This is a genomic window from Streptosporangium sp. NPDC050148 (assembly GCF_055586505.1).
Genome location: NZ_JBVJIA010000025.1, coordinates 67881 through 94800, shown reverse-complemented (window position 1 = coordinate 94800; position 26920 = coordinate 67881). Strand labels below are relative to the sequence as shown.

The 26920-nt window shown below is 71.5% G+C and carries 28 protein-coding genes, 2 tRNA genes and 1 other RNA gene; 16 read left to right on the top strand and 15 right to left on the bottom strand.

Annotated elements, in window-relative coordinates; translation table 11 throughout:
• Positions 1–16 precede the first annotated feature (16 nt).
• Positions 17–949 (bottom strand): NADP-dependent oxidoreductase, encoded by a 933-nt coding sequence (locus ACZ6RT_RS26430; RefSeq protein ID WP_470156799.1) that lies wholly within the window; start codon positions 947–949, stop codon positions 17–19.
• Between the two features lie 94 nt (positions 950–1043).
• Here ACZ6RT_RS26430 and ACZ6RT_RS26425 point away from each other — a divergent pair, with 94 nt between their 5' ends.
• The gene (locus tag ACZ6RT_RS26425) at positions 1044–1460 is read left to right on the top strand and encodes a winged helix-turn-helix transcriptional regulator (protein WP_470156797.1); all 417 of its coding nucleotides are present in this window, start codon (positions 1044–1046) and stop codon (positions 1458–1460) included.
• Positions 1461–1602: 142 nt separating this feature from the next.
• Here the strand turns inward: ACZ6RT_RS26425 and ACZ6RT_RS26420 are convergent, their stop codons facing one another.
• From ACZ6RT_RS26420 to ACZ6RT_RS26400, 5 genes are all read right to left on the bottom strand, one after another.
• Positions 1603–2319, bottom strand: coding sequence for an anti-sigma factor family protein (locus ACZ6RT_RS26420; RefSeq protein WP_470156795.1), 717 nt, complete (start codon positions 2317–2319; stop codon positions 1603–1605).
• Positions 2316–2624 (bottom strand): sigma factor-like helix-turn-helix DNA-binding protein, encoded by a 309-nt coding sequence (locus ACZ6RT_RS26415; protein ID WP_470156793.1) that lies wholly within the window; start codon positions 2622–2624, stop codon positions 2316–2318. Before ACZ6RT_RS26415 ends, ACZ6RT_RS26420 begins: the two co-directional genes overlap by 4 nt.
• A gap of 420 nt (positions 2625–3044) precedes the next feature.
• A complete protein-coding gene (locus tag ACZ6RT_RS26410) occupies positions 3045–3764 on the bottom strand; it encodes a metallophosphoesterase (RefSeq protein WP_399190257.1) in 720 nt (239 codons plus the stop codon).
• 443 nt (positions 3765–4207) lie between these two features.
• Positions 4208–4945, bottom strand: coding sequence for an ABC transporter permease (locus ACZ6RT_RS26405; protein WP_470156791.1), 738 nt, complete (start codon positions 4943–4945; stop codon positions 4208–4210).
• A complete protein-coding gene (locus tag ACZ6RT_RS26400; protein ID WP_399190253.1) occupies positions 4942–5841 on the bottom strand; it encodes an ABC transporter ATP-binding protein in 900 nt (299 codons plus the stop codon). The genes ACZ6RT_RS26405 and ACZ6RT_RS26400 overlap by 4 nt, the downstream gene beginning before the upstream one ends.
• Before the next feature lie 155 nt (positions 5842–5996).
• On the opposite strand from ACZ6RT_RS26400, the gene ACZ6RT_RS26395 reads away from it, so the two are divergent.
• The 3 genes from ACZ6RT_RS26395 (at position 5997) to dnaN (ending at position 9405) form a co-directional block, all read left to right on the top strand.
• Positions 5997–7526 (top strand): sensor histidine kinase, encoded by a 1530-nt coding sequence (locus ACZ6RT_RS26395; RefSeq protein WP_399190251.1) that lies wholly within the window; start codon positions 5997–5999, stop codon positions 7524–7526.
• Positions 7523–8182: a response regulator gene (locus ACZ6RT_RS26390; RefSeq protein WP_399190249.1), complete on the top strand. Its 660-nt coding sequence runs from the start codon at positions 7523–7525 to the stop codon at positions 8180–8182. Before ACZ6RT_RS26395 ends, ACZ6RT_RS26390 begins: the two co-directional genes overlap by 4 nt.
• A 122-nt stretch (positions 8183–8304) precedes the next feature.
• Positions 8305–9405, top strand: coding sequence for a DNA polymerase III subunit beta (dnaN, locus tag ACZ6RT_RS26385; RefSeq protein WP_399190247.1), 1101 nt, complete (start codon positions 8305–8307; stop codon positions 9403–9405).
• 295 nt (positions 9406–9700) lie between these two features.
• Here the strand turns inward: dnaN and ACZ6RT_RS26380 are convergent, their stop codons facing one another.
• The 5 genes from ACZ6RT_RS26380 to upp all read right to left on the bottom strand — a co-directional run bounded on the left by ACZ6RT_RS26380 (position 9701) and on the right by upp (position 14088).
• Positions 9701–10402, bottom strand: a complete 702-nt coding sequence (locus tag ACZ6RT_RS26380; protein WP_344892540.1) for a FadR/GntR family transcriptional regulator — start codon at positions 10400–10402, stop codon at positions 9701–9703.
• A gap of 107 nt (positions 10403–10509) precedes the next feature.
• Positions 10510–11856: a helix-turn-helix domain-containing protein gene (locus tag ACZ6RT_RS26375; RefSeq protein WP_470156787.1), complete on the bottom strand. Its 1347-nt coding sequence runs from the start codon at positions 11854–11856 to the stop codon at positions 10510–10512.
• Between the two features lie 158 nt (positions 11857–12014).
• Positions 12015–12545 carry a PH domain-containing protein gene (locus ACZ6RT_RS26370; RefSeq protein ID WP_399190243.1) on the bottom strand — a complete coding sequence of 177 codons (531 nt, stop codon included), beginning with the start codon at positions 12543–12545 and terminating at the stop codon, positions 12015–12017.
• Between the two features lie 379 nt (positions 12546–12924).
• Positions 12925–13155, bottom strand: a complete 231-nt coding sequence (locus ACZ6RT_RS26365) for a hypothetical protein (protein WP_344892548.1) — start codon at positions 13153–13155, stop codon at positions 12925–12927.
• Positions 13156–13449: 294 nt separating this feature from the next.
• Positions 13450–14088 (bottom strand): uracil phosphoribosyltransferase, encoded by a 639-nt coding sequence (upp, locus tag ACZ6RT_RS26360; protein ID WP_344892551.1) that lies wholly within the window; start codon positions 14086–14088, stop codon positions 13450–13452.
• Between the two features lie 188 nt (positions 14089–14276).
• Here upp and ACZ6RT_RS26355 point away from each other — a divergent pair, with 188 nt between their 5' ends.
• The 4 genes from ACZ6RT_RS26355 to ACZ6RT_RS26340 all read left to right on the top strand — a co-directional run bounded on the left by ACZ6RT_RS26355 (position 14277) and on the right by ACZ6RT_RS26340 (position 15955).
• The gene (locus tag ACZ6RT_RS26355; RefSeq protein WP_362798659.1) at positions 14277–14786 is read left to right on the top strand and encodes a tRNA adenosine deaminase-associated protein; all 510 of its coding nucleotides are present in this window, start codon (positions 14277–14279) and stop codon (positions 14784–14786) included.
• Between the two features lie 16 nt (positions 14787–14802).
• Positions 14803–15294, top strand: coding sequence for a tRNA adenosine deaminase-associated protein (locus ACZ6RT_RS26350; RefSeq protein ID WP_399190240.1), 492 nt, complete (start codon positions 14803–14805; stop codon positions 15292–15294).
• A gap of 67 nt (positions 15295–15361) precedes the next feature.
• Positions 15362–15841, top strand: coding sequence for a tRNA adenosine(34) deaminase TadA (gene tadA, locus ACZ6RT_RS26345; RefSeq protein ID WP_399190238.1), 480 nt, complete (start codon positions 15362–15364; stop codon positions 15839–15841).
• 24 nt (positions 15842–15865) lie between these two features.
• A tRNA-Ser gene (locus ACZ6RT_RS26340) sits at positions 15866–15955 on the top strand.
• 128 nt (positions 15956–16083) lie between these two features.
• On the opposite strand, the gene ACZ6RT_RS26335 is transcribed toward ACZ6RT_RS26340, so the two are convergent.
• The gene (locus ACZ6RT_RS26335; RefSeq protein WP_344892560.1) at positions 16084–16386 is read right to left on the bottom strand and encodes a type II toxin-antitoxin system VapB family antitoxin; all 303 of its coding nucleotides are present in this window, start codon (positions 16384–16386) and stop codon (positions 16084–16086) included.
• A gap of 67 nt (positions 16387–16453) precedes the next feature.
• Positions 16454–17323 (bottom strand): KPN_02809 family neutral zinc metallopeptidase, encoded by an 870-nt coding sequence (ypfJ, locus tag ACZ6RT_RS26330; RefSeq protein WP_470156783.1) that lies wholly within the window; start codon positions 17321–17323, stop codon positions 16454–16456.
• A 277-nt stretch (positions 17324–17600) separates the two neighbouring features.
• Here ypfJ and ACZ6RT_RS26325 point away from each other — a divergent pair, with 277 nt between their 5' ends.
• Positions 17601–18125 carry an RICIN domain-containing protein gene (locus ACZ6RT_RS26325; protein ID WP_399190234.1) on the top strand — a complete coding sequence of 175 codons (525 nt, stop codon included), beginning with the start codon at positions 17601–17603 and terminating at the stop codon, positions 18123–18125.
• 143 nt (positions 18126–18268) lie between these two features.
• Here ACZ6RT_RS26325 and ACZ6RT_RS26320 read toward each other — a convergent pair.
• Positions 18269–18357 (bottom strand) — tRNA-Ser (locus tag ACZ6RT_RS26320).
• 83 nt (positions 18358–18440) lie between these two features.
• Between ACZ6RT_RS26320 and ffs the strand changes: the two genes are divergently transcribed.
• Both ffs and ACZ6RT_RS26310 read left to right on the top strand, forming a co-directional pair.
• An RNA gene (ffs, locus tag ACZ6RT_RS26315) (signal recognition particle sRNA small type) lies at positions 18441–18536 on the top strand.
• A 29-nt stretch (positions 18537–18565) separates the two neighbouring features.
• The gene (locus tag ACZ6RT_RS26310) at positions 18566–20890 is read left to right on the top strand and encodes a DNA polymerase III subunit gamma and tau (protein WP_470156781.1); all 2325 of its coding nucleotides are present in this window, start codon (positions 18566–18568) and stop codon (positions 20888–20890) included.
• A gap of 181 nt (positions 20891–21071) precedes the next feature.
• On the opposite strand, the gene ACZ6RT_RS26305 is transcribed toward ACZ6RT_RS26310, so the two are convergent.
• Positions 21072–22610 (bottom strand): helix-turn-helix domain-containing protein, encoded by a 1539-nt coding sequence (locus ACZ6RT_RS26305; RefSeq protein WP_470156780.1) that lies wholly within the window; start codon positions 22608–22610, stop codon positions 21072–21074.
• 347 nt (positions 22611–22957) lie between these two features.
• On the opposite strand from ACZ6RT_RS26305, the gene ACZ6RT_RS26300 reads away from it, so the two are divergent.
• From ACZ6RT_RS26300 to ACZ6RT_RS26280, 5 genes are all read left to right on the top strand, one after another.
• Positions 22958–23311 (top strand): YbaB/EbfC family nucleoid-associated protein, encoded by a 354-nt coding sequence (locus ACZ6RT_RS26300; protein ID WP_344892575.1) that lies wholly within the window; start codon positions 22958–22960, stop codon positions 23309–23311.
• A gap of 3 nt (positions 23312–23314) precedes the next feature.
• A complete protein-coding gene (recR, locus tag ACZ6RT_RS26295; protein ID WP_399190228.1) occupies positions 23315–23914 on the top strand; it encodes a recombination mediator RecR in 600 nt (199 codons plus the stop codon).
• Positions 23907–24440, top strand: a complete 534-nt coding sequence (locus ACZ6RT_RS26290; protein ID WP_344892581.1) for a DUF5063 domain-containing protein — start codon at positions 23907–23909, stop codon at positions 24438–24440. The genes recR and ACZ6RT_RS26290 overlap by 8 nt, the downstream gene beginning before the upstream one ends.
• A gap of 91 nt (positions 24441–24531) precedes the next feature.
• The gene (locus tag ACZ6RT_RS26285) at positions 24532–25806 is read left to right on the top strand and encodes an aspartate kinase (RefSeq protein WP_399190226.1); all 1275 of its coding nucleotides are present in this window, start codon (positions 24532–24534) and stop codon (positions 25804–25806) included.
• Positions 25803–26870 (top strand): aspartate-semialdehyde dehydrogenase, encoded by a 1068-nt coding sequence (locus ACZ6RT_RS26280; RefSeq protein WP_399190224.1) that lies wholly within the window; start codon positions 25803–25805, stop codon positions 26868–26870. The genes ACZ6RT_RS26285 and ACZ6RT_RS26280 overlap by 4 nt, the downstream gene beginning before the upstream one ends.
• The last annotated feature ends 50 nt before the right edge of the window (positions 26871–26920 follow it).

Sequence of the window (26920 nt, the reverse complement as noted above, 5' to 3'; positions counted from 1 at the left end):
GCCGTCCCGGCCGGGGTCAGGGGATCAGCACGATCTTCCCGGTGGTACGGCGGGCCGACAGCAGCTCGTGCGCCTTGGCCGCGTCGGTCAGCGGCAGCGTCTGGTCCACGTGGACCCTGAGCCCGCCCGCCTCCGCCAGGGCGGTCAGTCGCGACAGGTCGGGCGCGGAGGGGCGCACGCTCACCACCGCGAACCGTACGCCCAGCTCGGCGGCGCGTTCCGGGGTGAGGCCCGGGTCGCCGCCGATCGCGCTGACGAGCAGGCCGCCCGGCTTGAGGACGGCGACGGAGCGTTCCGCGTACTCCCCGCCGACCAGGTCGAACACCACGTCCACCGGCTCGATCTCCGCGGCGAAGTCGACGGCGGTGTAGTCGACGAGCGTGTCCGCGCCGAGTTCGCGCAGCAGGTCGTGCTTGGCGGCCCGCGCGGTGCCGATGACGTGCGCGCCCCGCGCCGCCGCGATCTGGACCGCCAGGTGGCCGACCCCGCCGGCGGCGGCGTGGACGAGCACCCGCTGTCCCTCGCCGACGCCGACGATGCCGACCAGTGCCTGCCAGGCGGTCAGCCCGGCCAGCGGGAGCCCGCCCGCCTCCGGCACGGAGAGGGCGGCGGGCCGGTGAACGATCTCGTCGTGCGAGGCGAGCACGTGGTCGGCGTACGCGTTCCCGGGTCCGGGGTAGGCGAGCAGGCCCAGCACCTCGTCGCCGGGGGCGAAGGCCGACACGCCGGGCCCGACGGACTCGACCGTGCCGGCGACCTCCCAGCCGAGGGTGAAGGGCGGATCGCCGAGCAGCGGGTAGGCGCCGGAGCGGACGGCGACGTCGACCGGGTTGACCCCGGTCGCCCCGACCTTGATCAGGACCTCGCCGTGGTCCGGCTCGGGCCGGTCGGTCTCGACGGTGACGAGCACGGACGGGTCGCCGAAGACGGACTGGGTGATGGCGCGCATCTGGGTCTCCTCTGTGGAACGGTTCGTTGCGGCAATCATCGGCCCGGCCGGTATGCCTTTGTAAGAAGGCACCTTTGAGGTATATAGGTACCTTATGGAAACCGCCTCCCGTCAGCGTGAACATGGCGCCGCCAACGCGTACCTCCGCAACTGCGGCTCCCGGAAGGTCCTGGAGGCGATCGCCAACAAGTGGACCTGCCTTCTGGTGGACGCCCTGCAGGGCGGTCCCGTCCGGTTCGGCGTGCTGCGCCGCAGGCTCGACGGGATCACCCAGAAGAGCCTCACCCAGACGCTGCGCACCATGGAGCGCGACGGAATGGTGATCCGCACCGTTTACCCGACGATCCCGCCTCGGGTGGAGTACGAGCTCAGCCCGCTGGGACACAGCGTGGTGCGGCTGATGGAGGGCATCAAGACCTGGTCCGAGGAGCACGTCCCCGAGATCATGACCGCTCGCGCCGCCTATGACCTGCGCGTCGACGAGGAGCCCGAGCCCGTCCGGTCGGCCTGAACCCCGCCTTGGAGAACGGGGGCGGGTCTTCGGAGCGGGGTCTTCGAGGCCGGGGCGGAGTCCTGGCCTGCCCGGCCTTCCCGGAGGAACCGGGCTCCGGAGGACCCCCTGAGGGCCGGGCCCGGGAGGCCGGGACGTCCGGTCAGACGGCGACGGTGAGCAGCGTGTCCCCGTCCGTCGTGCGCACCTCGAAGCGGGTTATCCCGGCGGGCTCCCAGGCGACCCCGCCGTGGACGTAGAGGGGGTCGGGGGAGCCGGGGACCCCGTACCCCTTCTCCGGCACCGCCCAGCCGGTGACCACCCGCCGCTCACCGGCGGTGGAGACGGCGATCAGCTCGCACTCCAGCGGGCCCTTGACGCCCTTGAGTTCGAGGACGGCGTGGGTGCCCCACCCCTTGGTCTCGATCACCAGCCCACCGGCGACCCCGGAGGCCCCGGTGCCCGCGAGCGGTACGCCGCCCCGGTAGGCGTGCTCGGCCGGTCCGGGCGCGGAGTGGCCGGCCGGGGCGCTCGTTCCCTCGGTGGAGAAGGCCGTTCCCGCGGCGATCCCGCCGGCCACCAGGGTCACCGCCGCGGCGGCACCGATCATGAACGTTCCACGGCGGGTACGCCGGTCGGTGACCTTGCGGTGACGCGGCAGGTCGATCACCTCGGCGCGCCTCCTGCCGCCGGGTGTCACGCCGCCGTCCCCCAGGCGTCCGACACCGGTCAGCGCGTCCGCCACCCCCGACAGTTCCCGCAGCTCCGCGGCACAGGCCGCGCAGGTGCGCAGGTGCGCCGAGAAGGCCGCCCGGTCGTCCTCCTCCAGCAGGCCGAGGGCGTACGCCCCCACGTCGGTGTGCTCCACCCGCGAGGTCATGCCGTCGCCCCTCTCTCCTCAAGGGCGGCGTGCAGCGCGCGCAGGGCCTGGTGGACCCGGGACTTCACCGTCGCGACCGGGACGCCCAGCGCCGCGGCGGCGTCGTTCACCGACCGGTTCCGCAGGACCGTCTGGTCGAGGATCTCGCGGTGGGCCGGGGAGAGCGAGGTGAGCGCGACCGTCACCTCGTCGGCGGGGAGGTCGACCGGCCGCAGGCGTCGGTGCCGGCTCCGCCGGTCGCCGGAGGGGACCGTGCTCGTGCCGGGACCCGCCGAGGCGGGCCTCCACCGGGCGTTCGCGATCACGTTCTGCCCTCCCGTTCCGGCCGCCGGACGATTCCGCTCTCGGCAGGCAGTACGGCGACGGGCCGGCATGGGTTCAAAGATCGTGCGAATTCGCGCCCTGTTCACCGGGCAAACGGGCACGAGAGGCGATTTCCCCCAACCGTCCGGCCGGGTGGGGACAGGGGGCGGTGCGAGCACGAAGGGGGGCGGACCGGCTCCGGGCCGGGGTGCGGGCCGTCCCCGCCCCTCACGGGACGGTGAGACCTCACGGTCCCCGTGAGACCTCATGCGCACCGGACGGAACCTCACAACCGGGCGGAACCTCACGGAACCCGGCAGACATGACGAAACCTGCGGGACCCGGCAGCGCATAACAAAACCTCACGGCCGGGCGGACCATCACGGAACCTGGCAGGACGTCACGGGACCGCGCGCAGAACCTCACAGGATCGGGCGGAAGTGCGTGACCAGACGGCCGCCGTCGAACACGTGCAGGACGATCTGCGGCGGCAGGTCGTAGTCGAGCGGGACCGGCGTGCTCAGCTCCTGGGCGAGCCGGAGCGTGGAGGTTACGCCGGGGGCGACCACGAGCGGCAGGCCCGCGAAGACGGTCCCTGCCGCGGTCTGGGCGTGCCCGGCGAGGACGGCCACCACCTGCGGATACTGCCGTACGATCCCCTCCAGCCGCTCCGGGTGGCGCAGCCGGATCGCGTCGGCGTACGGGAGGCCCAGGGAGACCGGCGGGTGGTGCATGCCCACGACGGCCGGGGTGTCCGGGGCCTCGCCGAGCACGCGGTGCAGCCAGCCGATCGTCTCGTCGTCCAGGAGGCCCTCCGGCCGGCCGGGCATGCTGGAGTCGCACAGTGCCACGGTCAGGCCGTTGAGACGCAGGACCTGGTTGATCGGGCCGTCGCCGTCCTCTTCGAGCATGACCTTGCGGAAGGCCGGGCGGACGTCGCGGTCACCCGGGCAGATGAGCGTCGGATGGCGCGTGGTCAGCAGCTCGCGCGCGATCTCGTACTCCTCGATCAGGCCGTTGCCGGCGATGTCGCCGGTCACCAGGACCGCGTCCAGTGTCCCAGGAAGGTTCTCCAGGTGCCGCATGACGGATCGGGCCCTGTCGATGCTGCGGGGAGAACCGTCGATGTGGACGTCACTCACGTGCGCCAGGATCAGCATCACCCAAGAGTGACATAACCATCTCCCCGCCGTCCGGCATCCCGCGCGGAGGGCACGGTCGCGCCGGGTGACCGGCCCCGGCACGCTCTCCCGCCCGGACCCGGGACCCGCCCGATCGTGCGGACGGTCATGCGGCAGGTCGTGCGTCCGGTCGTGCGGACGGTCGTGCGCCCGCTCGTACGGACGCGCCGGGGCGGACCGGTCCCCGCCACCGGACGACCGCGGAGACGGCAGGAAGACTGTGACGAGGAAGCCGTGGCCCGCCCTTGCCCCTGCAAAGGACGGATCACGGCGATCCTGTGCGCGTACGCGTACGCGGCCACAGCGGCCACAGCGGCCGCAGAGGTCGTGGAAAGTGGAAAGTCGTAGCGGTCACGCCGGTCACCCCGGTGGGCGGTCACTCCGGCCCGGCCGCCGTGGGCCCGTCACTCCCACCGGAAGAACCGCGCGGCCAGCGCGCCGGTGACCAGCAGGGTCACCGCCATCACCACCAGGTGCAGCATCTGCGGCGTCTGCCCGGCCCAGGTGGCGCGGAGCGCGTCGGCGAACGGTGCCATCGGCAGGAAGTCCCCGATCCTGCGCAGGAGGTCGGGCATCAGTTCCCGGGGGACCCACATGCCGGCCATGAACATCAGCGGGAACATCAGCAGCGACCCGATGGCGGGAGCGGACTTGGCGTTCGGCGCCAGGGCGGTGATCAGCAGGCCCACCCCGAACAGCGAGGCCGTGCCGAGCACGAACACGCCCGCGAAGGCCAGCGGGCTCTGCGGCAGGACCGAACCGAGGACCAGGTGGCCGAGGACGATGAGCAGGACGGTGGCGGCGATCGCCACCACGAGGTTGTTGACCACCTGGGCGACCAGCAGCCGGACCGGGCTGACCGGGGTGGTGGACATCCGGCGCAGCACGCCGGTCTCCCGGTAGCTCACCAGCACTCCCGGCAGGACGGTGAACGCCATCGTCACCACGGCCAGGATCACCATCATGCCCGGCAGCTGGGTGTCGATGGCCCGCTGGCCGCCCAGGTCGGGGTTGACCTCCTGCATGGCCGGGATGCTGCTGCCCAGTCCCAGCAGGAGCGCGAGCGGCAGCAGGATCGCGAAGACCACGGCGGCCGGTTCCCGCAGCAGGAGCCTGGCCTCGATCAGCAGCATTTTCCTCATGAGGAGATCTTCTTTCCGGTCAGGCCGAGGAAGGCGTCGTCGAGCGTCGTCCGCTCCACGCGCAGGTCGATGGGGGTGACGCCCGCGCCGGCCAGGCCGGTCGCGATCGCGAGCAGCAGGTTCCCGGTCCCGGTGACCGTCACCTGCTCGCCGCTGCGGCTCACCGTGACGACCTCGGGCAGGTCGCGCAGCACGGCGTCGTCGAGCGGGCCGGTGAGCCGGAACCTGACGATCTGCCGGCCGTCGACCCGGGCGATCAGGCCCGAGGGGCTGTCCACCGCGACGACCCGGCCCGCGTCGAACAGCGCGAGCCGGTCGCAGAGCCGTTCGGCCTCCTCCATGAAGTGGGTGACCAGCAGGATCGTCACGCCGCTGTCGCGGACCTGCTCGATGAGCTCCCAGGTGTCCCGCCGGGCCTGCGGGTCCAGGCCGGTGGTGAGCTCGTCCAGGATCGCCACGCGGGGCCTGCCGATCAGCGCCAGCGCGATCGAGAGCCGCTGCTGCTGGCCGCCGGAGAGCTTGCCGTAGGGGGTGTCGCGCTTGGCGGAGAGCCCGACCCGCTCGAGCAGCTCGCCCCAGTCCGCGGGGGTGCGGTAGAAGGAGGCGTACAGGTCGAGCGCCTCCCGCACCTTGATCTTCTCCGGCAGGGTGGAGCTCTGCAGCTGGACGCCCAGCTGCTCCTTGAGCGCGGCGCCGGTGAGACCGCCGAGGACGCTCACCGTGCCGGAGTCGGGGACGCGCAGGCCGGCGACGCACTCCACGGTGGTCGTCTTGCCGGCGCCGTTGGGGCCGAGGACTCCGAAGATCTCGCCCTCGTCCACGGTGAACGAGACGTCGTCCACCGCCAAGTGATCGCGGTACCGCTTGCGGAGGTCGTTGACCTCGATGACCTTCATGCCGACGACGCTAGAAGCGCGGCGGGCCGCGGAGAATCGGGCTGGGCACCCGCCCGGGTCGGGTCAGGCATCCGCCCGGGGTGGGGTTACCTCCACCCCCCGGCGGCGCGCGGCCCCACTGGGAACGCCGGGCCTCATGGCCGACACTTGGGGACATGAGGACGTACGCGGTTGCGGTCGGCAGGGCACTGACGCTCGGAGTGATGGCCCTGGCGGACGTGGTGATGGTGGCCCTGATGCTGATCGGGGTCGTGCTGGCGTTCGGATTGGGCCTGGTCTTCCTCTTCCCGCCGCTGGCCCAGGCGATGAGGTGCCGCACGGGCCAGGTCAGGAAGCTGAACGCCGAGTGGCTCGGGATCGGGATACCGGCCCCGTACCTGCCGGAGCCGCTGCCGGTGCGGCCCCAGCCCGACGGCTGGTACCGGCACGACCGCCAGCTGTACAAGACGGGCCGCTGGCCCGACTGGAACAACCGCTGGCAGTGGCTGGTCGGCGACACGGCCACCTGGCGGGACGGTCTGTGGCTGTTCCTCAGCCCGCTGGCCGGCGTCTTCCTGCTGCTCCCCCTCGCGCTGGCCGGATGCGCCGTGCTCGCCGCCGGGTCCCAGGACTCGCCCGTGTGGCCGGTGGCCCTGGGGTGCGCCGCCGTCGTGGCACTGGCCGCCGTCCCCCACCTGCTGCGCGGGTACGCCTGGTGGAACCTCCTGCTGCTCTCCCCCACGGCCGAGTCGGTGCTCACCGGGCAGGTCCAGCGCCTCGACCAGGCCCGCCTGGCCACGGTCGACTCCCAGGCGTCCGAGCTGCGGCGGATCGAGCGCGACCTGCACGACGGCGCGCAGGCCCGGCTGGTGGCGATCGGCATGACGCTCGGCGCGGTCGAGGAGCTCATGGACAAGGACCCGGCGGCGGCCAAGGCGCTGCTGGCCAAGTCCAGGGAGGCCTCCTCCACCGCGCTGGTCGAGCTGCGCGACCTGGTCAAGGGCATCCACCCGCCGGTGCTGGCCGAGCGCGGTCTCGGCGACGCGGTCCGCGCGCTGGCGATGGACAGCCCGCTCAAGGTCGCGGTCACCGTGGACCTGGACACCCGCCCGGACTCGCCCGTGGAGTCGGCCGCCTACTTCTCGATCAGCGAGCTCCTCACCAACGCGGCCCGGCACGGCGGTGCCGAACGGGTGTGGATCGACATCAGCGGGCACGGCCACGCGCTGCGCGTCGTCGTCACCGACGACGGCTCGGGGGGCGCCGACCCCGCGCGGGGAAGCGGCCTGCGCGGCATCGAGCGCAGGCTCGCGGCCTTCGACGGGGTGCTCGCGGTCAACAGCCCGCAGGGCGGACCGACCACCGCCACCTTCGACCTGCCCAACGCGCTCGCCGAGAAGTACCCGGCCGTCAAGCCGCCCCTGCCGCGCGGCAAGATGGTCATCGTCGGGCTCGGCTGGGGGCTCGGCTGGCTCCCGCTCTTCCCGCAGGGCATGGTGGCGGCGATCATGAAGATCATCGACATCGAGAACCGCAGCTGGTTCCTCGCGCTCTACCTGCCCGGTCCGCTGCAGTGGCCGCTGATCGTCTTCAACATCATGCTGGGCCTGTCCATGTACGCCGCGGCCATGCTCGTCCCCCTCCAGCATGCCCGCCGCATCCGGCTGGCCGAGGTCGCGCCGACTCGCCTATGGTTGGGGCGGTGAGCCCCCGAGTCGTCATCGCCGAGGACCTCTACCTGCTGCGCGACGGCCTGGTGCACCTGCTCCAGGCGCACGGCTTCGAGGTGGTCGCGGCCGTCGAGTCCGGGCCCGAGCTGCTGCGGGCGCTGCTCGACCTGCGGCCCGACGTGGCCGTGGTCGACGTGCGCCTGCCGCCCACGTTCACCGACGAGGGGCTCCAGGCCGCGCTGACGGCCCGCCGCGCCGTCCCCGGCCTGCCGGTGCTGGTGCTGTCCCAGCACGTCGAGCAGCTGTACGCGCGCGAGCTGCTGGCCGACGGCTCGGGCGCGATCGGCTACCTGCTCAAGGACCGGGTCTTCAACGCCGAGCAGTTCGTCGACGCGGTCCGCCGGGTCGCCGCAGGAGGCACCGCGATGGACCCCGAGGTCATCGCCAAGCTGCTGGCCAGCACCGCCCGCCACGAGCCGCTCGGCGCGCTGACGCCGCGCGAGCGCGAGGTGCTGGAGCTCATGGCCGAGGGCCGCTCCAACGCGGCCATCTCCCAGCGCCTGTTCCTCAGCGAGAGCGCGGTCGGCAAGCACACGGCCGGTATCTTCACCAAGCTCGACCTGGCCCCCTCCGACGACGACAACCGTCGCGTCCTGGCCGTCCTGACCTATCTCAACGCCGCGCGCGGCTGACCGCCCCCGTCCCGTCCTCCTCCGGCCCCCGCGACCCCTGACGTTTCGTCGGTGGCAGCGGATAACGTGCTGCATGTACGGCTTCCGTGTGGGATCGCCGTTCGGGACGGAGGGGTGATCAGGTGAAGTTCCGGGTGAACCGTGATGTCCTGGCCGACGCGGTGGCCTGGGTGGCCAGGGCGCTGCCGAGCCGGCCGACGCTGCCCGTCCTGTCGGGCCTGCTGCTGGAGGCCGACGAGGAGGATCTCGTGATCTCGGCCTTCGACTACGACGTCTCCGCCCGCGTCTCGATCGAGGCGGTCGTGGCCGAGCCCGGCCGGGCGCTGATCCCGGGCCGGATCCTCGCCGAGATCACGCGCAGCCTGCCGGGTGAGGCGGTGGAGGTCGTCACCGACGCCTCCGAGGCGGTCCTGACCTGCGGCAGCGCCGAGTTCGGCCTGCTGACCATGCCGGTGGAGGACTTCCCGGCCCTCCCGCAGATGCCGCCGAGGATCGGCGCGGTCGGCGGCGGGATCTTCGCCACCGCGGTCGGCCAGGTGGCCCCCGCGGCCAGCCGGGACGAGTCCCTTCCCATGCTGACCGGCATCCGGGTCGACATCTCCGGCGAGGGCGTGACCATGGCCGCCACCGACCGCTACCGCATCGCGGCCAGGGAGTTCGACTGGCGGCCCGAGCGGCCGGACGTCACGGCCGCCGCCATGGTGCCCGCGCGGGTGCTCGTCGACGTGGCCAGGTCGCTGCGGGACGGCGAGGTGTCGATGGCGTTGGGCGACGGCATCGCCGGTTTCGAGAGCGTCGGCCGGAGCACCACGGTCCGCCTGCTCGACGAGCAGTTCATCGACTACCGCTCGCGGCTGACCGACGACTGGTCGATCCGGGCCGACATGCGGACGGCCCCGTTCATCGAAGCGATCAAGCGGGTCGCGCTGGTCGCCGAGCGCAACACCGCGATCCGGCTCTCCTTCGAGCAGGGACAGGTCCTGATCCAGGCGGGCGGCGGGGACATCGGCCGCGGCACCGAGGTCGTCGAGGCCGAGCTGTCCGGTGACGACCTCCAGATCGCCTTCCAGTCCCAGTTCCTGCTGGACGGCCTGAGCGGGGTCGAGACCGAGTTCGTCCGGCTGAACATGGAGTCACCGAGCCGGCCCGCGCTGATCACCGAGGTTCCCGGCGACGCCGCGCCCGCCTTCCGCTACCTCGTGATGTCCCTGCGCCTGACCTGAGGGACGCCCGATCCGGAGCAGACCCGGAGGCGCCCGACGAGACGCGCCGACCTTCCGCTCCCTCGTGCACTCTCGTGACCGGCGTTCCCGCGCCCGAACCCTCGGTGACCTCACGCGGCACCCACAACAGCACACGCGTGCACTCTCGTGACCGGCGTCCCCGCGCCCGAACCGGGGAACGAGACGGGCAGGCCCTCCGCCACCTTGTGATCGGTGAGACGCCCGACGAGACGCGACCGCCGCCGGGACGCGGGGCCGGACAGGCCCCCGCGCCACGACGGCGGGACGGAACGGGTCAGGCGGAGAGTTCCTGCTCCTCGGTCAGGGCGATCAGGATGTGCTCCATGCACGCGTGCCCGGCGTGCTCGGCCGCGGCGGCGTCACCGGCCGAGATGGCGCGGGCGATCGCGTCGTGGGGGATGTACGTGCTGTTCAGGGTGCTGCTCAGCGAGGTGCCCGCCGCGGTGATGCTGGCGCGCAGCGCCGCGGAGAAGTCCTCGTACAGGTCGATCAGCACCATGTTGTGCGTGGCGCGGACGACCGCGATGTGGAAGGCCAGGTCGGCCTCGACGAACGCGTTCGGTTCACCCCGCTCCCAGGCGCGGTCCCGCTCGGCCAGCGCCGCCTCGATCAGCAGGATGTCGGCCTCGGTGCGCCGGGTGGCCGCCAGCCGCGCGGCCTCCACCTCCAGGGCGCGCCGTACCTCCAGGATCTCCAGCTGCTCGGCGGTGCGCAGGCGCCGCAGCATGGCCCCGGACAGCTCGCTGGTGGCCCGGACATAGGTGCCGTCACCCTGACGGCACTCCAGCAGGCCCGCGTGGGTCAGCGCGCGCACCGCCTCGCGTACGGTGTTGCGGCCGACCCCGAGCTGCTCGGCGAGGACGGTCTCGGTGGGAATCTTTGCGTGCATCGGCCAGGAATCAGAAGTGATCTGCTCCTTGAGTTGGTCGATCACTTGGTCGACGAGGGATGCTCGCTGCGCAGTACGCAGACTCACCGTCCGCCTCCTCCTGGGAAACCAGTCATCCTACGAATCAATGACTGGTAGACCCTAGTTATTCCGGAGGCGCAAGAACAAACTGGAACCCCTCAAACGAGACCGCCTCACCGGACCAGGGCCGGATCGACCGTCACGCCCACCATCGTCTCGCGCACTCCGGCGGCCTCGAGAGCCCTACGATACGCGGCGGCCTGATCGTCACCCGCACCGACCTCGCCATAGAGGTCACCGAGGGCTCGCCAGACCCGCGCGGCCTCCCGATCGGGGCTGGAAGGTCCGGGCCGGACCTCCTCCAGCATCCGCCGGGCGGCCTCCAGCGCGGCCGGAACACCGCTCCGGTCGTGGCCGAGGGTGATCCGGGCCAGGATCAGCTGCGCGGTCGCGGCGGTGACGCCCCCGCGGCCGTCCAGCATGCCGAGGGCGCTCTCGGCGAGCGAGACCGCGCCCGCGGTGTCGCCCGTCCCCAGCCGCACCTGGGCGAGCACGACCAGGCTCTCGACCCGCTCCCGGACGCGTTCGGGGAAGACCGAGAAGACCTTGCTCGCGGAGGTCGCCAGCCGGTCGGCATCGTCCAGCGGACCGCCGGCGCGGGTGGTCTGACGCACCCAGTGCATCGCGACGAGGGCGAGCTGGGCGGCCATCCGCGCCGGGCGCCCGGTGGCGATCGCGTCGTCGGCCAGGCGGACGGCCAGGGCCGAGTCCTCACCGTCGGAGGCGACGACGCTCGCCCGCCACAGGGCGTGGATCTCCGCGGAACGGTTGACCGCGGCCGGGACGCCGTTGACCGCGAGAACGTGCCGGACGTACGACATGGCGGCCTCGCCGGCCACCGGGGCCTCCATCAGGCAGGCGGCCAGCTCGACGGCCAGCTCCCCGTGCGCCAGCGGCAGCCTCACGACCTCGGCGAGCGCGTGGGCGGCCAGGTCGTGGGCGCGCAGGGTGTCCCCGGCGCGCTGGTAGCAGCGGCTCAGCGCCACGACCAACGGCAGGTCGGCCAGGCGCTCCGGGTGGGCGACGGCCTCCCGGCGCAGCCACTCGAACGCCTCCACCGCCGGGCCGAGCAGCCCCTGGATCTCCAGTGCCCGAGCCTGGCCGAGCCGCGCGTGCGCGGCCAGCATGGCGTTCTCCTCGCCGGCGACCTTGACGATCTCACCGAACCGGTCGGCCGCGACGGCCGGGTCGCCGTGCAGCAGCTCCAGCTCGGCGTGGCGCAGGCCCAGTTCCGTGTCGACGCGCTGGCGCGGCTCGATCCCGTGCAGCAGGAACTCGGTGGTGCATCCCAGGCGTTCGGCCAGCAGGCGTGCGACCACGGGGGTCGGCGTCCGCTTGCCCGACTCGATGAGGGAGACGTAACTGTCGGAAAGGTCGGGCCCGGCGAGCTGGGCCTGGGACATGCGTCTGCTCAGTCTCAGGCCGCGGACGCGGTCACCTATGGTTCCCTGACTCGGCATCTGATCTCTCAGGGCGGGGGATGGTCAACGTCCTGGCCATGATGACACGAAGCGGCCGAAGCCGGTAACCCCACGTGAAAAATCCTTACCAGAAAGTGTCGGCGATCAAACAGCATTGCTGTCATCACGGACATTGCTGCCATCAGGGACATAAGCCCTTAATCATCCGAGTCATTACCTCCCGGGAAGAGCATCTGGCAGACCTCCAGGTAGAGCGTCTCCGGGTAGGGGATGTAATTCACCCGCGACAGTGCCTGGTCCTGACCGGCCGACTCCAGAACGAACTCGCCGTACCCCAGCATTCGGCCGAGGATCGAGCGCTGGAAACTCATGTCGGTGACCTTGGCGAGCGGCATCATGTCGACCTTGCGGGTGATCAGGCCGGTGGTGAGCAGCATCCGCTTGGAGGTGACGACGAAGTAGTCGACCGACCACTCGGCGACCTTCCACACGAAGCGGATCAGCAGCAGCAGCCAGGCCCACCAGACGACGACGAGCACGCCACCGCCGCCCTGGTCGCCGAACCACTTGCTCAGCAGTCCGGCGAGGATCAGGCCGCCGAAGACCTCGGCGACCGCGCGAAGCAGCACGGCCGGGTGGCGCCGCACCATGATGACCTGGTGTTCGTGGGGGAGCAGGTAGCGGTTGACCGACGAGGGAGCGGAGTCCCCGTGGGTCACGAGCCTCATGAGAGATGTGAGACGAACTGGGCCAATGAATCGGCCGCTGTGTAAACCGTGTCCATGGCACCCCTCACGGCGTTGGCTGCGTCATCCGGTCGTGTGAACAGGAAAAACGCCACGAAACCGACAGCGCTATACGATAGAACCTTCTTGACCTGCACCTTGGCCTCCTACTACCACTCACCCACTGCACCCGTCGTATACATTACCCAGGGCCATGCCGCGGTAAAGCGCATCGGCTCATCCGGTCTCACACCGGCCGTGACAATCCCGTAACCGGCCCCGTGGGGCGCCCGTGGACCCTCGCCCCCGTGTCGCGCGTTCATCCCGGTCTCCCGCGATCCCCGCGTCCGCGATCTCCGTCATCGGCACCGCGACGGCGCCGTCACCCGCGCTCGCTCGCGACCAGCGCGAGAACCTCGAGGTGCTTGCGGGCGATCCGCTCGACCAGCGCCGGATGGGCGTGGCCGACCACCTCCAGCGCTCCGTAGTGAGCCGCCTCTATGCAGCGGGTCACCGTGGAGGCCGGATGGATCTTCGAGAACTCGTCCCTCAGCGCGGCGCTGAAGTCCGCGTACGGGTCCGGCTCGGTGGCCGGGATGATTCGCTCGCTCATGGTTCTCCCTGGTGTGCGCCCGCGGCCTCGGCGGACCGGGGACACAGAAGAGATGTCTTCGCCACGCTTCGTACCCGGTCGGCGACCTGCTGTAACCGGCGAGAGATAGAGGAACCGTCCATCAGGGGAAAGGAACGGCCCGGGAAACGTCAGGACATCACAACGTCCGGCCGTCCGGGCGCGGGAGGCGTCACCGGGACGCGTCAGCGGGAAGGAGGGGGGACGGCCGCGCCGGGCCGTGCCGCGGAACCCGGGCCGGCCGTGAAGGCGTCGATCCCGCGAAGGGTGAGGGGGTCAGACCACGCCGTACAGGCGGTCCCCGGCGTCGCCCAGGCCGGGGACGATGTAGCCGTGCTCGTTGAGCCGCTCGTCCAGGGCCGCGGTCACCAGGCGGATCGGCCTGCCGGTCCCGGCGAAGGCCTCGTCCAGGTGGGCGATGCCCTCGGGCGCGGCCAGCAGGCAGAGCGCGGTCACGTCGTCGGCGCCCCGGTCGAAGAGGAACCGGATCGCGGCGGCCAGGGTGCCCCCGGTGGCCAGCATCGGGTCCAGCACGTACACCTGCCGTCCCGACAGGTCGTCGGGCAGCCGGGTGGCGTAGGTCTGCGCCTGCAGCGTGGACTCGTCGCGGATCATCCCGAGGAAGCCGACCTCGGCCGTGGGCAGCAACCGGGTCATGCCCTCCAGCATCCCCAGCCCCGCCCGCAGGATCGGGACCACCAGCGGGTACGGCTGCGCCAGCCGCACCCCCGTGGCCGGGGCCACCGGGGTCCGCACCGACAGCTCGGTGACGCGGACCTGCCTGGTCGCCTCGTAGGCCAGCAGGGTGACCAGCTCGTCGACGAGACGCCGGAACGTGGGCGAGTCCGTGGTGACGTCCCGCAGCGCGGTCAGCTTGTGGGCCACCAGGGGGTGGTCGACGACCAGGGTTTCCATGGTGGCCAAAGGTATCCTGGGCCGGTGACCGGCGACGAGCCGGGTTCCCCGGCACGCGTCCGGCGGGTGTCCGTTCGACATCACCCGCTCACTCGGATTTGATCACAATTTGGTCGGAGAGGCCCACGGGGGTGTCCCGCTTCTGAAAGCATTGACCTCCGTAGAGAAAGCATTCGGTGGGGATGGCCATGTCAGACGAAGACTCGCTGGACTTTGCCATCGTGATCTACCGCGAGGACGACCGCTGGGAAGCGGAGATGCTCCCGGTGGCGCTCACATCCGACCTCGAGGGTCTCATCCACGCCCTTCGCCAGCAGCCGAGCATGAGCGGCACGATTGGCCTGGTCGCCGTTGGGGATGAGTTCTTCGTGGCGCTACGGGTGTTCGGCGAGAGGGTCGAGGTCTTCCTCTCCGACATCGCCGCGTCCTGGGACTTCCCGCTCGCTCAGCAGGCGCTGGAGTACCTGGACGTGCCGGTCCCCGACGAGGACGAGCTCGACGCGATCCTCCAGGACGAGGAGACGGCCCTCCCCGCGGGCGACCTCTCGATCTTCGCGGACCTCGGTCTCGACGAGATGGAGCTGGGCATCCTGTCCGGGGACATCGACCTCCTGCCCGAGGACGTCCTGTCCAGCATCGCCGCGCGGCTGGGGTTCTCCGAGCCGTTCGAGCGCGCCATCGACTCTGTGTTCGGTTGAACCCGGGAGATCGGCCATGCCCTCCACACCATCCGGCAACAGTGTGTTCTCCGCAGCCTTCGTCCGCACGGCGGACGGCTGGAACGGCGCGGAGGTCGACCTCGGCGAGGCGGAACTCGTCGACGACCTCGGCGACGCCGTCCAGGAGCACCTGGGGCTCACCGGCGACGAGCTGGCGCTGCTCTGCGTGGAGGTGGAGGACGAGTGGTTCGCGATCGTCCGCTACCAGGGTGACCTGGAGCCGCGCGCGTTCCTGTCCGACGTCCACGCCGGGCTCTCCGACGGCCTGGGCGAGCTGCTGACCGAGCTCGCCGGGGTGGCGGTCGACAAGGACACCCCCGACCTGGGCGTACGGCCCGCGGGCGACTTCGAGCTCCTGGAGGACCTCGGCCTGAGCTCCGACGAGCTCGTCGAGCTCAGCATGGAGGAGGGCGCGCTCCCCGGGGACACGCTCTCGGTGATCGCCGAGCGGCTGGCCTTCGCGGACGAGCTCGACCGGCTGCGGTGACGACACCCGCGGCGGGCGCGGCGGCCGGGACGCCGGTCGCCCTTCCGGCCGTCCCGCCGGACGCGTGATGACCGGCGAGGCGCCCGCCGGGTACGCGCGGCAGATGCGGGTCGCCCTGGAGCGGGCCGCCGAGGCCGGGGCCCGCGGCGAGGTGCCCGTCGGCGCGGTCGTCCTCGGCCCGGACGGCTCGGTGCTCGCGGGCGCGGGGAACGACAGGGAGACCTCGGTCGATCCCACCGCGCACGCCGAGATCCTCGCCCTGCGTCAGGCCGCGCGGGCACGCGGACAGTGGCGGCTGACCGGCTGCACGCTGGTGGTCACGCTGGAGCCCTGCACCATGTGCGCGGGGGCCGCCGTGCTGGCCCGGGTCGACCGCGTCGTCTACGGCGCCGAGGACGCCAAGGCGGGTGCGGCCGGTTCGCTCTGGGACGTGCTCAGGGACCGTCGCCTCAACCACCGCCCCGAGGTCCTCGGAGGCGTCCTGGCCGAGGAGTGCGCATCGGTTCTCACCGGGTTCTTCACCGCTCGCCGGATGCGCGAGCAATAGCGGTTATCCGGTAAGCTGCTCCGCGGTGGAGTCGCCTAGTGGCCGAGGGCGCACGCCTCGAAAGCGTGTGATGGGGCAACCTATCCGTGGGTTCAAATCCCACCTCCACCGCCACACGAGAAGGGCCCCCGCGAACGCGGGGGCCCTTCGTCGTCTGCGCGCCTCTCGATACAGGCCCGTGCCCTCCGGTGCAGACCCGGGCCGCCTCCGGCGAAGACTCCCCCGTGCCCTCCGGTGAGGGCTCAGCCCTGCTCGGGCAGGTCCAGGACGCGGGCGTGCAGGACCGAGCGCTGGTGCAGGGCCGAGCGCAGGGCTCGGTGCAGGCCGTCCTCCAGGTACAGCTCGCCGCGCCACTGCACCACGTGCGGGAACAGGTCGCCGTAGAACGTGGAGTCCTTGGCCAGCAGGGAGTGCAGGTCGAGCACCGCTTTCGTGGTGATCAACGTGTCGAGCCGGACCTGCCGGGGCGGTATCTGCGCCCACTCTCGGTGCGAGAGGCCGTGCGCGGGATAGGGCCGTTCATCGCCGATCAGCTTGAAGATCACAGTACGTAGTTTAGGAGAGAATCCCGCCCTTCGCCCTGCCGGCCTCGCATCCCAGCTCGCGGGGCCCTCAGATGCTCCCGGCGAAGGTGTCGCACTTGGCGGGGTCTCCGCCCTCGTAACCGGTGGTGAACCACTTGACGCGCTGCGCCGAGGTCCCGTGGGTGAAGCCCTCGGGGTTGACCCGGCCCTGGGTCCGCTCCTGGATGCTGTCGTCACCCACGGCCGACGCGGCGCTGAGCGCCTCCTCGATGTCCGTCTTCGTGAACGGCTTCTCGAACAGGCCGGTCTCGTAGGCGTTCTTGGCCCAGGCCCCCGCGTAGCAGTCCGCCTGCAGCTCCAGCCGGACCGAGGCGCTCTGGGGTCCCTGCTGGTCGCCCTGCTGCGCCTTGGCGTTCGTGCCGAGCAGGTTCTGCACGTGGTGGCCGTACTCGTGCCCGATGACGTACGCCTGGGCGAACGGGCCGCCCTTGGCGCCGAACTTGCTCTCCAGCTCCTTGAAGAAGCTGAGGTCGAGGTAGACCTGGCGGTCGGCCGGGCAGTAGAACGGCCCGACCGCGGAGTCGGCGTCCCCGCAGGCGGTGCTGACCTGTCCGGAGAACATCACGGTCTTGGCCGGCTCGTACCCCTGGACGGCCTTGGGCCAGTACTCCTGGATGCTGTTGACGACGCCGACCACCCGGCACTCCTCGTTCTGGTCGGCGTCCTGTCCGGTCTTGCACTGGGCGGACAGGTCGGTGCTCGGGCCCACGGCCGCGGGTTCGCCGCCACCGCCGCCGCCGGTGATGCCTCCGAGGTCGACCCCGAACACCAGCGCCACGATGAGCGCGATGATCCCGGCCGCGCCACCGCCGACGGCCAGGCCACCACCGGGGATCCTGCCCCTGCCGCGACTCTCGACCTGCGAGTTGTCCAGCTGGACATCGTCCTTGAAATCCATCGCCCGACGTCCCTTCGATCCGCTTGGGGCGCTTCCCCTGCCCTGAGAAAGGCCTGACATGCCGGATGGGGGATGAGTGGCCTGCCGTCTTATGTACCCCTTTATGATGATTAGTCCCAAAATCGGGATTGCTCGCTCCCTCGCCCCGCGACCCCGGGTCGGAAGGTCGACGTGGAGTGCCGGAGCACGCGACGTGTCGCTCACCGACGGTGATTGATCGACCACGATTCGTTATGAGAACGTGATCGAGTTCTGTCGATCTTTCCTGGGAGGAACCATGTCGCTCACCTGTCGTCTGCTGTCCGGCGCGGCCGCCGTCATCGCCGCGAGCACGGTCACCGTCCTGCCCGCGGCGGCGGCCGCGCCCGTCGGCCGCACCGTGGCGGGACCCGCCGTGTGCCTGGACGCCAGCAACGCCCGGACCAATCTCACCCACGTCTACCTGTGGGAATGCCTGGGCAACACCAACCAGAAGTTCGTGATCGACAACGGCACGATCAAGGTTGAGGACACCCTGGCCTCCGCCACCCCGATGTGCCTCGACGCCAGCAACGCCCGGACCAATCTCACCAAGGTCTACCTGTGGCAGTGCCAGAACAACAACACCAACCAGATCTGGGTCGTCAGGAAGGGAGAGATCGCCCTCAAGGACACTCTCGCCTCCGCCACCCCGATGTGCCTGGACGTCAGCAACGCCCGGACCAATCTCACCAAGGCCTACCTGTGGCAGTGTCTGAGCAACACCAACCAGAAGTTCGTGATCGACGACGGTCTGATCAAGGTCAAGGACACCCTGGCCTGACCGCGCGGGAGCCGTCTGCGGCCGTCGCTCCGGAAGAGGCGCCGCACGGGAGCGAAAAGCCCTCCGAACAGGCCGACCGAGACCCTGACGCACGAAAGCCCGCTCCGAGGTGGAGCGGGCTTTCGCGTTACGACTGGTGACGCTGGCGGAGGATAGGAGATTCGAACTCCTGAGGGGTTGCCCCCAACACGCTTTCCAAGCGTGCGCCCTAGGCCAACTAGGCGAATCCTCCGTCGAGAAGCTTACCCAACTTTCGGGGTGCACGGACCATCGATTTTCCGACACCGACCACTCGAATCTGAGGTTAGACTGGGGGCCGACCCCTCGCGCGGCGTCATCCTGTGAACCTCCCCAGGGCCGGAAGGCAGCAAGGATAAGCGGGCTCTGGCGGGTGTGCGAGGGGTCTCTTCGTTTCAGGCCCCTCCAGGTGGGATCGCCGCATGAGTCTTGCGCTGTACCGCAAGTACCGGCCCGGGACCTTCGCCGAGGTCAAGGGCCAGGAACACGTCACCGAGCCGCTGCGCCAGGCTCTGCGCAGCGGACGGATCAACCACGCCTACCTGTTCAGCGGACCTCGCGGGTGCGGCAAGACGTCCAGCGCGCGCATCCTGGCCCGCTCGCTGAACTGCGAGCAGGGCCCGACCCCCGACCCGTGCGGGCAGTGCGAGTCCTGCGTGGCCCTGGCGCCCACCGGTCCCGGCCACCTCGACGTCATCGAGATCGACGCCGCCTCGCACGGAGGCGTGGACGACGCGCGCGACCTGCGCGAGCGGGCCTTCTTCGCACCGGTGTCGTCACGCTTCAAGATCTACATCATCGACGAGGCGCACATGGTGACCCGGGAGGGGTTCAACGCGCTGCTCAAGCTCGTCGAGGAGCCCCCGCCGCACCTGAAGTTCGTCTTCGCCACCACCGAACCCGAGAAGGTCATCGGGACGATCAAGTCCCGGACCCACCACTACCCGTTCCGGCTGATCCCGCCGGCCGCGCTGCGCACGCTCATGGAGGAGATCCTCACCTCCGAGAAGGTCCCCTTCGAGCCCGCCGCGCTCCCGCTGGTGGTGCGGGCCGGTGCAGGTTCGGCCCGCGACTCGCTCTCGATCCTGGACCAGCTGTACGCCGGGTCCGACGAGGCGGGCATCACCTACGCCCGCGCGGTCTCCCTGCTCGGCTACACCGACGGCGACCTGCTCGACGACGTGGTCGCGGCCTTCGCCGCCCGTGACGGCGCGCGCGCCTTCCAGGTGGTGAACCGGGTGATCGAGGGCGGTCACGACCCGCGCCGGTTCGCCATGGACCTGCTGGAGCGCTTCCGCGACCTGGTGATCCTGGCCAACGTGCCCGAGGCGGCCACCAGCGGGCTGCTCGACAGGCCCGCGGACGAGCTGGAGCGCCTCCAGGAACAGGCGGGCTCGATGGGCCCGGCCGAGCTGACCCGCGCCGCGGAGATCCTCAACACCGGCCTGACCGAGATGCGCGGGGCCGCCTCGCCCCGGCTGCTGCTCGAACTCATGTGCGCCAGGATCCTGCTCCCCGGGGCCGCCGAGGGCGAGGCCGCGCTGCTCGCCCGGGTGGAACGGCTGGAACAGGGCGGGATCGCCGCCTCGGCCGGCCCCGCGATCTCGCGGGCCCCCGTCGCTCCCGCGGCCTCCGCCGTCACGCGGGCACCGGCTCCGCGGGCCGTGACCCCGGCGTCCGCACCTGCGGTCCAGACACCCGCGCCCCCGGTCCAGACGGCGCCCCCGCCGCAGCCGTCGCAGGCGCCCGCGGCCACGGCGCCCGTCCCCGACCAGGGCGCGGGCGGTGCGGACGACGACTGGCCCGAGACGGTCCGGCCCGGCGCGGCCCAGGAACAGGCGGCCCAGGAACCGCAGGCCCGGCCCCCCGTCCAGCAGCCCGCCGGCGCGGTGGCGGACACCGCCGACGAGGCCGGGCCGTCGGGGCCGTCCGGGCCCGCCCCGGGTGCCGTCCCGGACTCCGCCACCGGAACGGTGCAGCAGGCGTGGCCCCAGGTGCTGGCCGCGCTCAAGCGGCGCAGCATCGTCGTGTGGGCCAACGTCAACACCAACGCGCAGATCGCCGGGGTCGAGGGCAACATCGTCACCCTGGGGTTCACCCAGGTCGGCGCCATGAGGAACTTCACCGGCGGCGGCAAGGACGCGGTCGTCGCGGAGGTCCTGAAGGAGGTCCTCGGCGGCACCTGGAAGGTCGAGGCCGTCGTCGGCGGCGGTCCCGCCCCGTCGGCCGGGGGACGCGCACCGGCCCCGCGCCGGCCCTCCCCCCCGCCGGTCACCCCTCAGCCCGCCCCGTCCCAGCCCGCACCGCCCCGCCCGGACGCCCCCCAGCAGCCCGCGGACCGGCAGCGGGCACCGCAGCCGCCGCAGGCCCCCGCCGAGGCACCGCCCGCGGCGGTACGGGAGGCGCCCGCCCGGCCGGTCTCGCCCCCCACGGACGAGTCCTGGCCGGACGAGCCGATGCCGGAGGACCCCGGATCGCCTCCCCCGCCCGGTCCCGGGCTGGCCGCCGCCCGGTCGGCGGCCAAGGCCGCGGCGCAGACCGGCCCCAGGGCGCCGGGCAAGAACGGCGCCAAGGCCGCGGCCTGGCCGGACGCCGTGCCCGGCCGCGCCTCGCGCGGCACCGCCCCCGACGCCGACGAGGTCGACCCGCTGAACGACGCGGACGCCGACGTCGACGCGCTGACCGGCATGGCCCTCATCCAGCGCGAGCTCGGTGGCCAGATCATCGAGGAGATCGACCACACCTGAGGGCCCCGGCGCCCTCCCCGGAACACCGGGCCTCTCCCGGGAAGGCCGGGCACCGCCTCCGCGGCCGTCTGTGCCGTCCGTGGCCGTCCGTGGCCGTCCGTGTCGTCCGTGGCCGTCCGTGCCGTCCGTGGCCGTCCGTGCCGTCCGTGCCGTCCGTGGCCGTCCGTGTCGTCCGTGGCCGTCAGGGTGGGCCGGCGTCGCCGATACGGATCCCGGCGGCCACCGCGCGGTGATCGTGACGGGGCAGCATGGCGACGAGACGCTCCAGGATCTGGACGTCGTTCCTGCCGCGCTCGGTCTCGGCGTACGCCCACAGGGCGTCCGGCCCGCCCCACCGCAGCAGGCGGGCCCGTACCTGACCCTCCAGCTCCTCGCGCTCGCGGCGCAGCGCGGGCACCTCGGAGCGCGGCAGCAGGGGGCCGCGGTAGGCCCGCGCGACCGCGGTGGTCTCGTCCGTCGTGAGAAGCCGCTTGAGCTCCACGAAGTCGGCCTCGACCGCGCAGTCCAGCCGGTAGGGCTTGGCCACGATGGCGCGGCCGAGCTGCGCGCGCAGGCGATGGATCTCGGCGCGCGCGGTCACCGGGTTCCCGGCGTCGCCGTACAGGTGGAAGGAGAGCTGGTCGGCCGTCATCCCGCCGGGGTTGAGGACGAGCATCGCGAGGATCTCGGCGTGACGCAGGGAGAGCGGCAGGCGCGTCCCGTCCAGGTACGCCGAGGGGTGGTCGGCACCGAGGAAGGACAGGGTCAGCACGGGGGGGGGGCGGCCCCGGCCCGCCAGACGCAGCAGGAAACCGCCGTCGCCGAGCGCCTCCAGGAAGGCGCTCCGCCCGTCGGGCAGCACCACCCGGTCACCCGTCTCCGGCGGCAGGACGCGGTGGCCCGCCCACTGCAGCGCGTCGTCGCCGGCGATGATCCGCCCGGTCGCGGTGACCAGGGCCCCCGGCTCGCCGCGCAGCGCGCTCAGGTGCCTGTCGTGGCGGCGCCTGAGCCGCTGGTCGCGTTCGAGCATGCGCAGCGTGAGCCGGCTCTCGGCCAGCCGGGCGGTGGCCTCGACGAGCGCGACGCTCGCCGGGCGCATGGCCCGCGTCATGCCGCTGACGTCGACGCAGCCCAGCGGTTCGCCGCTGTCCGGATCGATGATCGGCGCGGCCGAGCAGGACCAGACGTGCAGCGCCCTGACCAGGTGCTCGGCCGAGAAGACGTAGAGGGGGCGCCGGGCCGCCAGCGCGGTGCCCAGACCGTTGGTGCCGATCGCGCTCTCGCTCCAGTCGAAACCCGCGGACAGCCCCACCTCGTCGGCACGTGCCATCGTCCGGTGGCTCCCGTCGCGCCAGAGCACCCTGCCGGCGGCGTCGGTGACGAGCAGGATCTGGTCGTCGGCCGTGACGGCCTCCAGGAGGGTCTCGGTGATCACCGGCAGCAGCCTGCTCATCGGATGCGCGGAGCGGACCTGCCGGATGTCCTCGCCCTCGAAGGCGAGCGGGGCCGATCCGGCCTCGGGGTCGATGCCGGCCGCCAGGCAGCGCCGCCAGGAGGCGGAGATCACCCCTCTGGGCCGCTGGTCCGTCGTGCCGTCCTGCGGCCCCCGCCCCGTCCCCCTGCCCGCCTGCTCGTCCGCCCGCGCCCGGGCGGCCATCGCGGCCTCGTGCAGGCGCCGCAGCCGCGCCGCGTAGGAGTCGGGTCCGGCCGTCTGGACGGCTCTCGGATGGCCGTCGCCCACACATCCCCCCTGGAAAAGCCGATGGTCCCCCCGGAACAAGCCGATGGCCGAAGCATCGGTGCTCCGGCGCGCGCCCGCAACCGTTTCGGCCGAACAGGGCGTGCGAAGGGTGAGTGAACGATCGCAACGTGTGTGCAACGTGCGACCCGTTAGCTTTCTGATCGCGCGTCGCCGTGTGCGGCCGCTCCGGCGGCGCGCCGTCGGGTCCCGGACGTCTGGAGGGGGGCCGGGGCCCGACAGAGGTTTATCCTCTCCTCCCCGGGAAGGCGTGTGGCCTCCAGTACAACACCGGGCCCGGACCCCGTAGGCTCGTGACGACCGATGCCACGGACGAGGAGCACACCACGGTGAACCCAGGGGATGTCAACCTGCAGCAGCTGCTGGAGCAGGCACAGCTCATGCAGCAGCAGCTTGTGAGCGCCCAGCAGGAGCTGAACGACGCGGAGGTCCAGGGGACCGCGGGCGGCGGCCTGGTGGTGGCCACCGTCAACGGCGGGGGCGAGCTGCTCGAACTCAAGATCAGTGCCGAGGCCGTCGATCCCGGCGATCCGCAGGAGACGGCCGACACCATCGCCGACCTGGTCATCGCCGCCATCCGTGACGCCGTGCGCGCCGCGGCCGACCTTCAGCAGGAGAAGCTCGGTCCCCTGGCACAGGGGCTGGGCGGTGGGAGCGGGCTCGGCCAGCTTCCCGGGTTCTAGGTCATGTACGAAGGGGTCGTCCAGAACCTGATCGACGAGCTGGGCATGCTGCCGGGCGTCGGTCCCAAGAGCGCGCAGCGCATCGCGTTCCACCTGCTGGCCGCGGAACCGGCCGACGTGAAACGGCTCGCGCACGCCCTGCTGGAGGTCAAGGACAAGGTCCGTTTCTGCCGGGTCTGCGGCAACGTCGCCGCGGAGGAGGAGTGCCGGATCTGCCGCGACACCAGGCGCGATCTCCACGTGATCTGCGTCGTCGAGGAGTCCAAGGACGTGGTGGCCATCGAGAAGACCCGCGAGTTCCGGGGTCGCTACCACGTGCTCGGCGGGGCGATCAGCCCGATCGACGGCATCGGCCCCGACGACCTGAACATCCGGGAGCTCATGACCCGCCTGGCGGACGGCCAGGTCACCGAGCTGATCCTCGCCACCGACCCCAACCTCGAGGGGGAGGCGACGGCGACCTACCTCGCCCGTCTGGTCAAGCCGATGGGACTGAAAGTGACACGACTGGCCAGCGGTCTGCCGGTAGGCGGTGACCTCGAGTACGCCGACGAGGTCACCTTGGGCCGCGCTTTCGAAGGAAGGAGGCTCCTCGATGTCTGACGACCCCTGGAGCGCTCTCGCGGAACGGATCGCCGAGCACGCGGAGAACTACATCGACGGCCTGACCCGCCTGGCGGGCGGCGAGGGCGGTGACGCCATCCTGCCGCTGCTGCTGGTGGAGGTCGGCCAGGTCAGCTCGGCCGGGGCACAGCTCGGAGCGAGCCGGGACGTCATCCTGTCGGGCAACTGGGAACCGCACCTGGGCGAGGACCCGGACGTCGACGCCGTCCGCACGGCGCTCGCCGAGCGGCTGGGCCCCGTCGACGACTACGCCGAGGTCTTCGACCCGTACAAGGACACCGTGGTCACCCCCTACCGCCTCTCCGACGACCTGACGGCGGTGGCCGCCGACCTGCTGCACGGCCTGCGGCACTACAAGGCCGGCCGTCCGCTGGAGGCCCTGTGGTGGTGGCAGTACTCCTACTTCAACACCTGGGGCAACCACGCCGGAGCGGCGATGCGGGCACTCCAGGCGCTTGTCGCCCATACGCGCCTGGACGTGGCCGAGGAGCGCACAACCGTCTGATCGTCCACATGCTGGGCTAAATCACGAGCCCCCCGGTAGGGCGCCAGTAGACTGTGAGCTCCACAGCCCTAGATTGCTTCGGAGACATCTCGTGGCGCTCGTTGTTCAGAAGTACGGTGGTTCGTCCGTCGCCGACGCGTCCTGCATCAAGAGGGTCGCCCAGCGGATCGTCGCGACGAAAAAAGCCGGCAACGACGTCGTGGTGATCGTCTCGGCCATGGGCGACACCACGGACGAACTGCTCGACCTCGCCCAGCAGGTCTCACCGCTGCCCCCGGGCCGCGAGCTCGACATGCTGCTCACCTCGGGCGAGCGCATCTCGATGGCCCTGCTGGCGATGGCCATCGCCAACCTCGGCCAGGAGGCGCGCTCCTTCACCGGGTCCCAGGCCGGCGTGATCACCGACTCCTCGCACGGCCGCGCGCGCATCATCGACGTGACGCCCGGCCGGATCCGCGGGGCGCTCGACAACGGCCAGATCGCGATCGTGGCCGGGTTCCAGGGCGTCTCCCAGGACACCAAGGACATCACCACCCTCGGCAGGGGCGGCTCCGACACCACCGCGGTCGCCCTGGCCGCCGCCCTGGAAGCCGACGTGTGCGAGATCTACACCGACGTGGACGGCGTCTTCACCGCCGATCCCCGCATCGTCCCGGCGGCCCGTAAGATCCCCAGGATCTCCTACGACGAGATGATGGAGATGGCGGCCTGCGGGGCGAAGATCCTGCACCTGCGCTGCGTCGAGTACGCTCGCCGCTTCGGCCTGCCGATCCACGTCAGAAGCTCGTTCAGCAGCAAGGAAGGCACGTGGGTCGTCTCCGACCCCGACAGCGAAGGAAAAGAGATGGAGCAGCCGATCATCTCCGGCGTCGCGCACGACCGGAGCGAGGCCAAGATCACTGTTGTCGGGGTGCCCGACAAGGTCGGTGAGGCTGCGACGATCTTCAAAACGCTCGCCGACGCCGAGGTCAACATCGACATGATCGTGCAGAACGTGTCGGCGGCCACGACCGGCAGGACGGACATCTCCTTCACGCTGCCCACCAGCGACGGCTCGACGGCGCTCACCGCACTGAAGAAGATCCAGGAGCGCATCGGCTTCGAGTCGCTGCTCTTCGACGACCAGATCGGCAAGGTCTCGCTGATCGGCGCGGGCATGCGCTCGCACCCCGGCGTGACCGCGATGTTCTTCGCCGCCCTCGCCGACGCGGGGGTGAACATCGAGATGATCTCCACCTCGGAGATCCGCATCTCGGTGATCGTCGGACAGGACGACGTGGACACGGCGGTCGGCGCCGCGCACCGCGCGTTCGACCTCGACGCCGACCAGGTGGAAGCCGTGATCTACGGAGGTACCGGACGATGAGCCGCAAGCCGACCCTCGCCCTGATCGGCGCCACCGGTGCCGTCGGCACCGTGATGCGCGACATCATCTCCAGCCGCGACGACGTGTACGGCGAGATCAGGCTCGTCGCGTCCGCCCGCTCGGCCGGCAAGGTCCTGCGGGTCCGCGACGAGGACGTCGTCGTCCAGGAGCTGACCCCCGAGGTCTTCGACGGCGTCGACATCGCGATCTTCGACGTGCCGGACGAGGTCTCCGCGACGTGGGTGCCGATCGCCGCCGGACGCGGCGCCGTCGTCATCGACAAGTCCGGCACCTTCCGGATGAACCCCGAGGTCCCCCTGGTGGTGCCGGAGGTCAACCCGGAGGCGGCCCGGACGCGGCCCCTGGGGATCATCTCCACCCCCAACTGCACGACCCTGTCGATGATGGCCGCGATGGGCGCCCTGCACGAGCAGTACGGCCTGAACGCGCTGGTCGTCGCCTCCTACCAGGCGGTCTCGGGCGCGGGCGTGGCCGGTTCGGCCCGCCTCTACGACGAGGTCGAGGCGCTGGCGGGCGACCGGACGGTCGGGCAGAGCGCCGGGGACGTGCGCAAGGCCCTGCAGAACAGGCTGGGGGACGCCGAGTCGCCCTTCCCGGCGCCGGTGGCGTTCAACGTCGTGCCGTGGGCGGGCTCGCTCAAGGAGGACGGCTGGGCGTCGGAGGAGCTCAAGCTCCGCAACGAGTCGCGGAAGATCCTCGGGATCGCCGACCTGAAGGTCTCGGCGACCTGCGTCCGCGTCCCCGTGATCACCACCCACTCGCTGGCCGTGCACGCGACCTTCGAGCGGGAGATCACGGTCGCCGACGCCCACCGGATCCTGGAGGCCGCCCCGACCGTGGTCGTGATGGACGACCCGGCCAACGGCGTCTTCCCGACCCCGGCGGACGTGGTCGGCACCGACCCCACCTACGTGGGCCGGATCCGCCAGGCGCTCGACTTCCCCAACACGCTCGACCTGTTCGTCTGCGGCGACAACCTCCGCAAGGGCGCGGCCCTGAACGCGGCGGAGATCGCCGAGCTGGTCGCGGCCGAGTTCGCGTGACCTCCCGGCCGTGCGGCGGCACCCGGCGCCGCCGCACGGCCCTCGCGTGA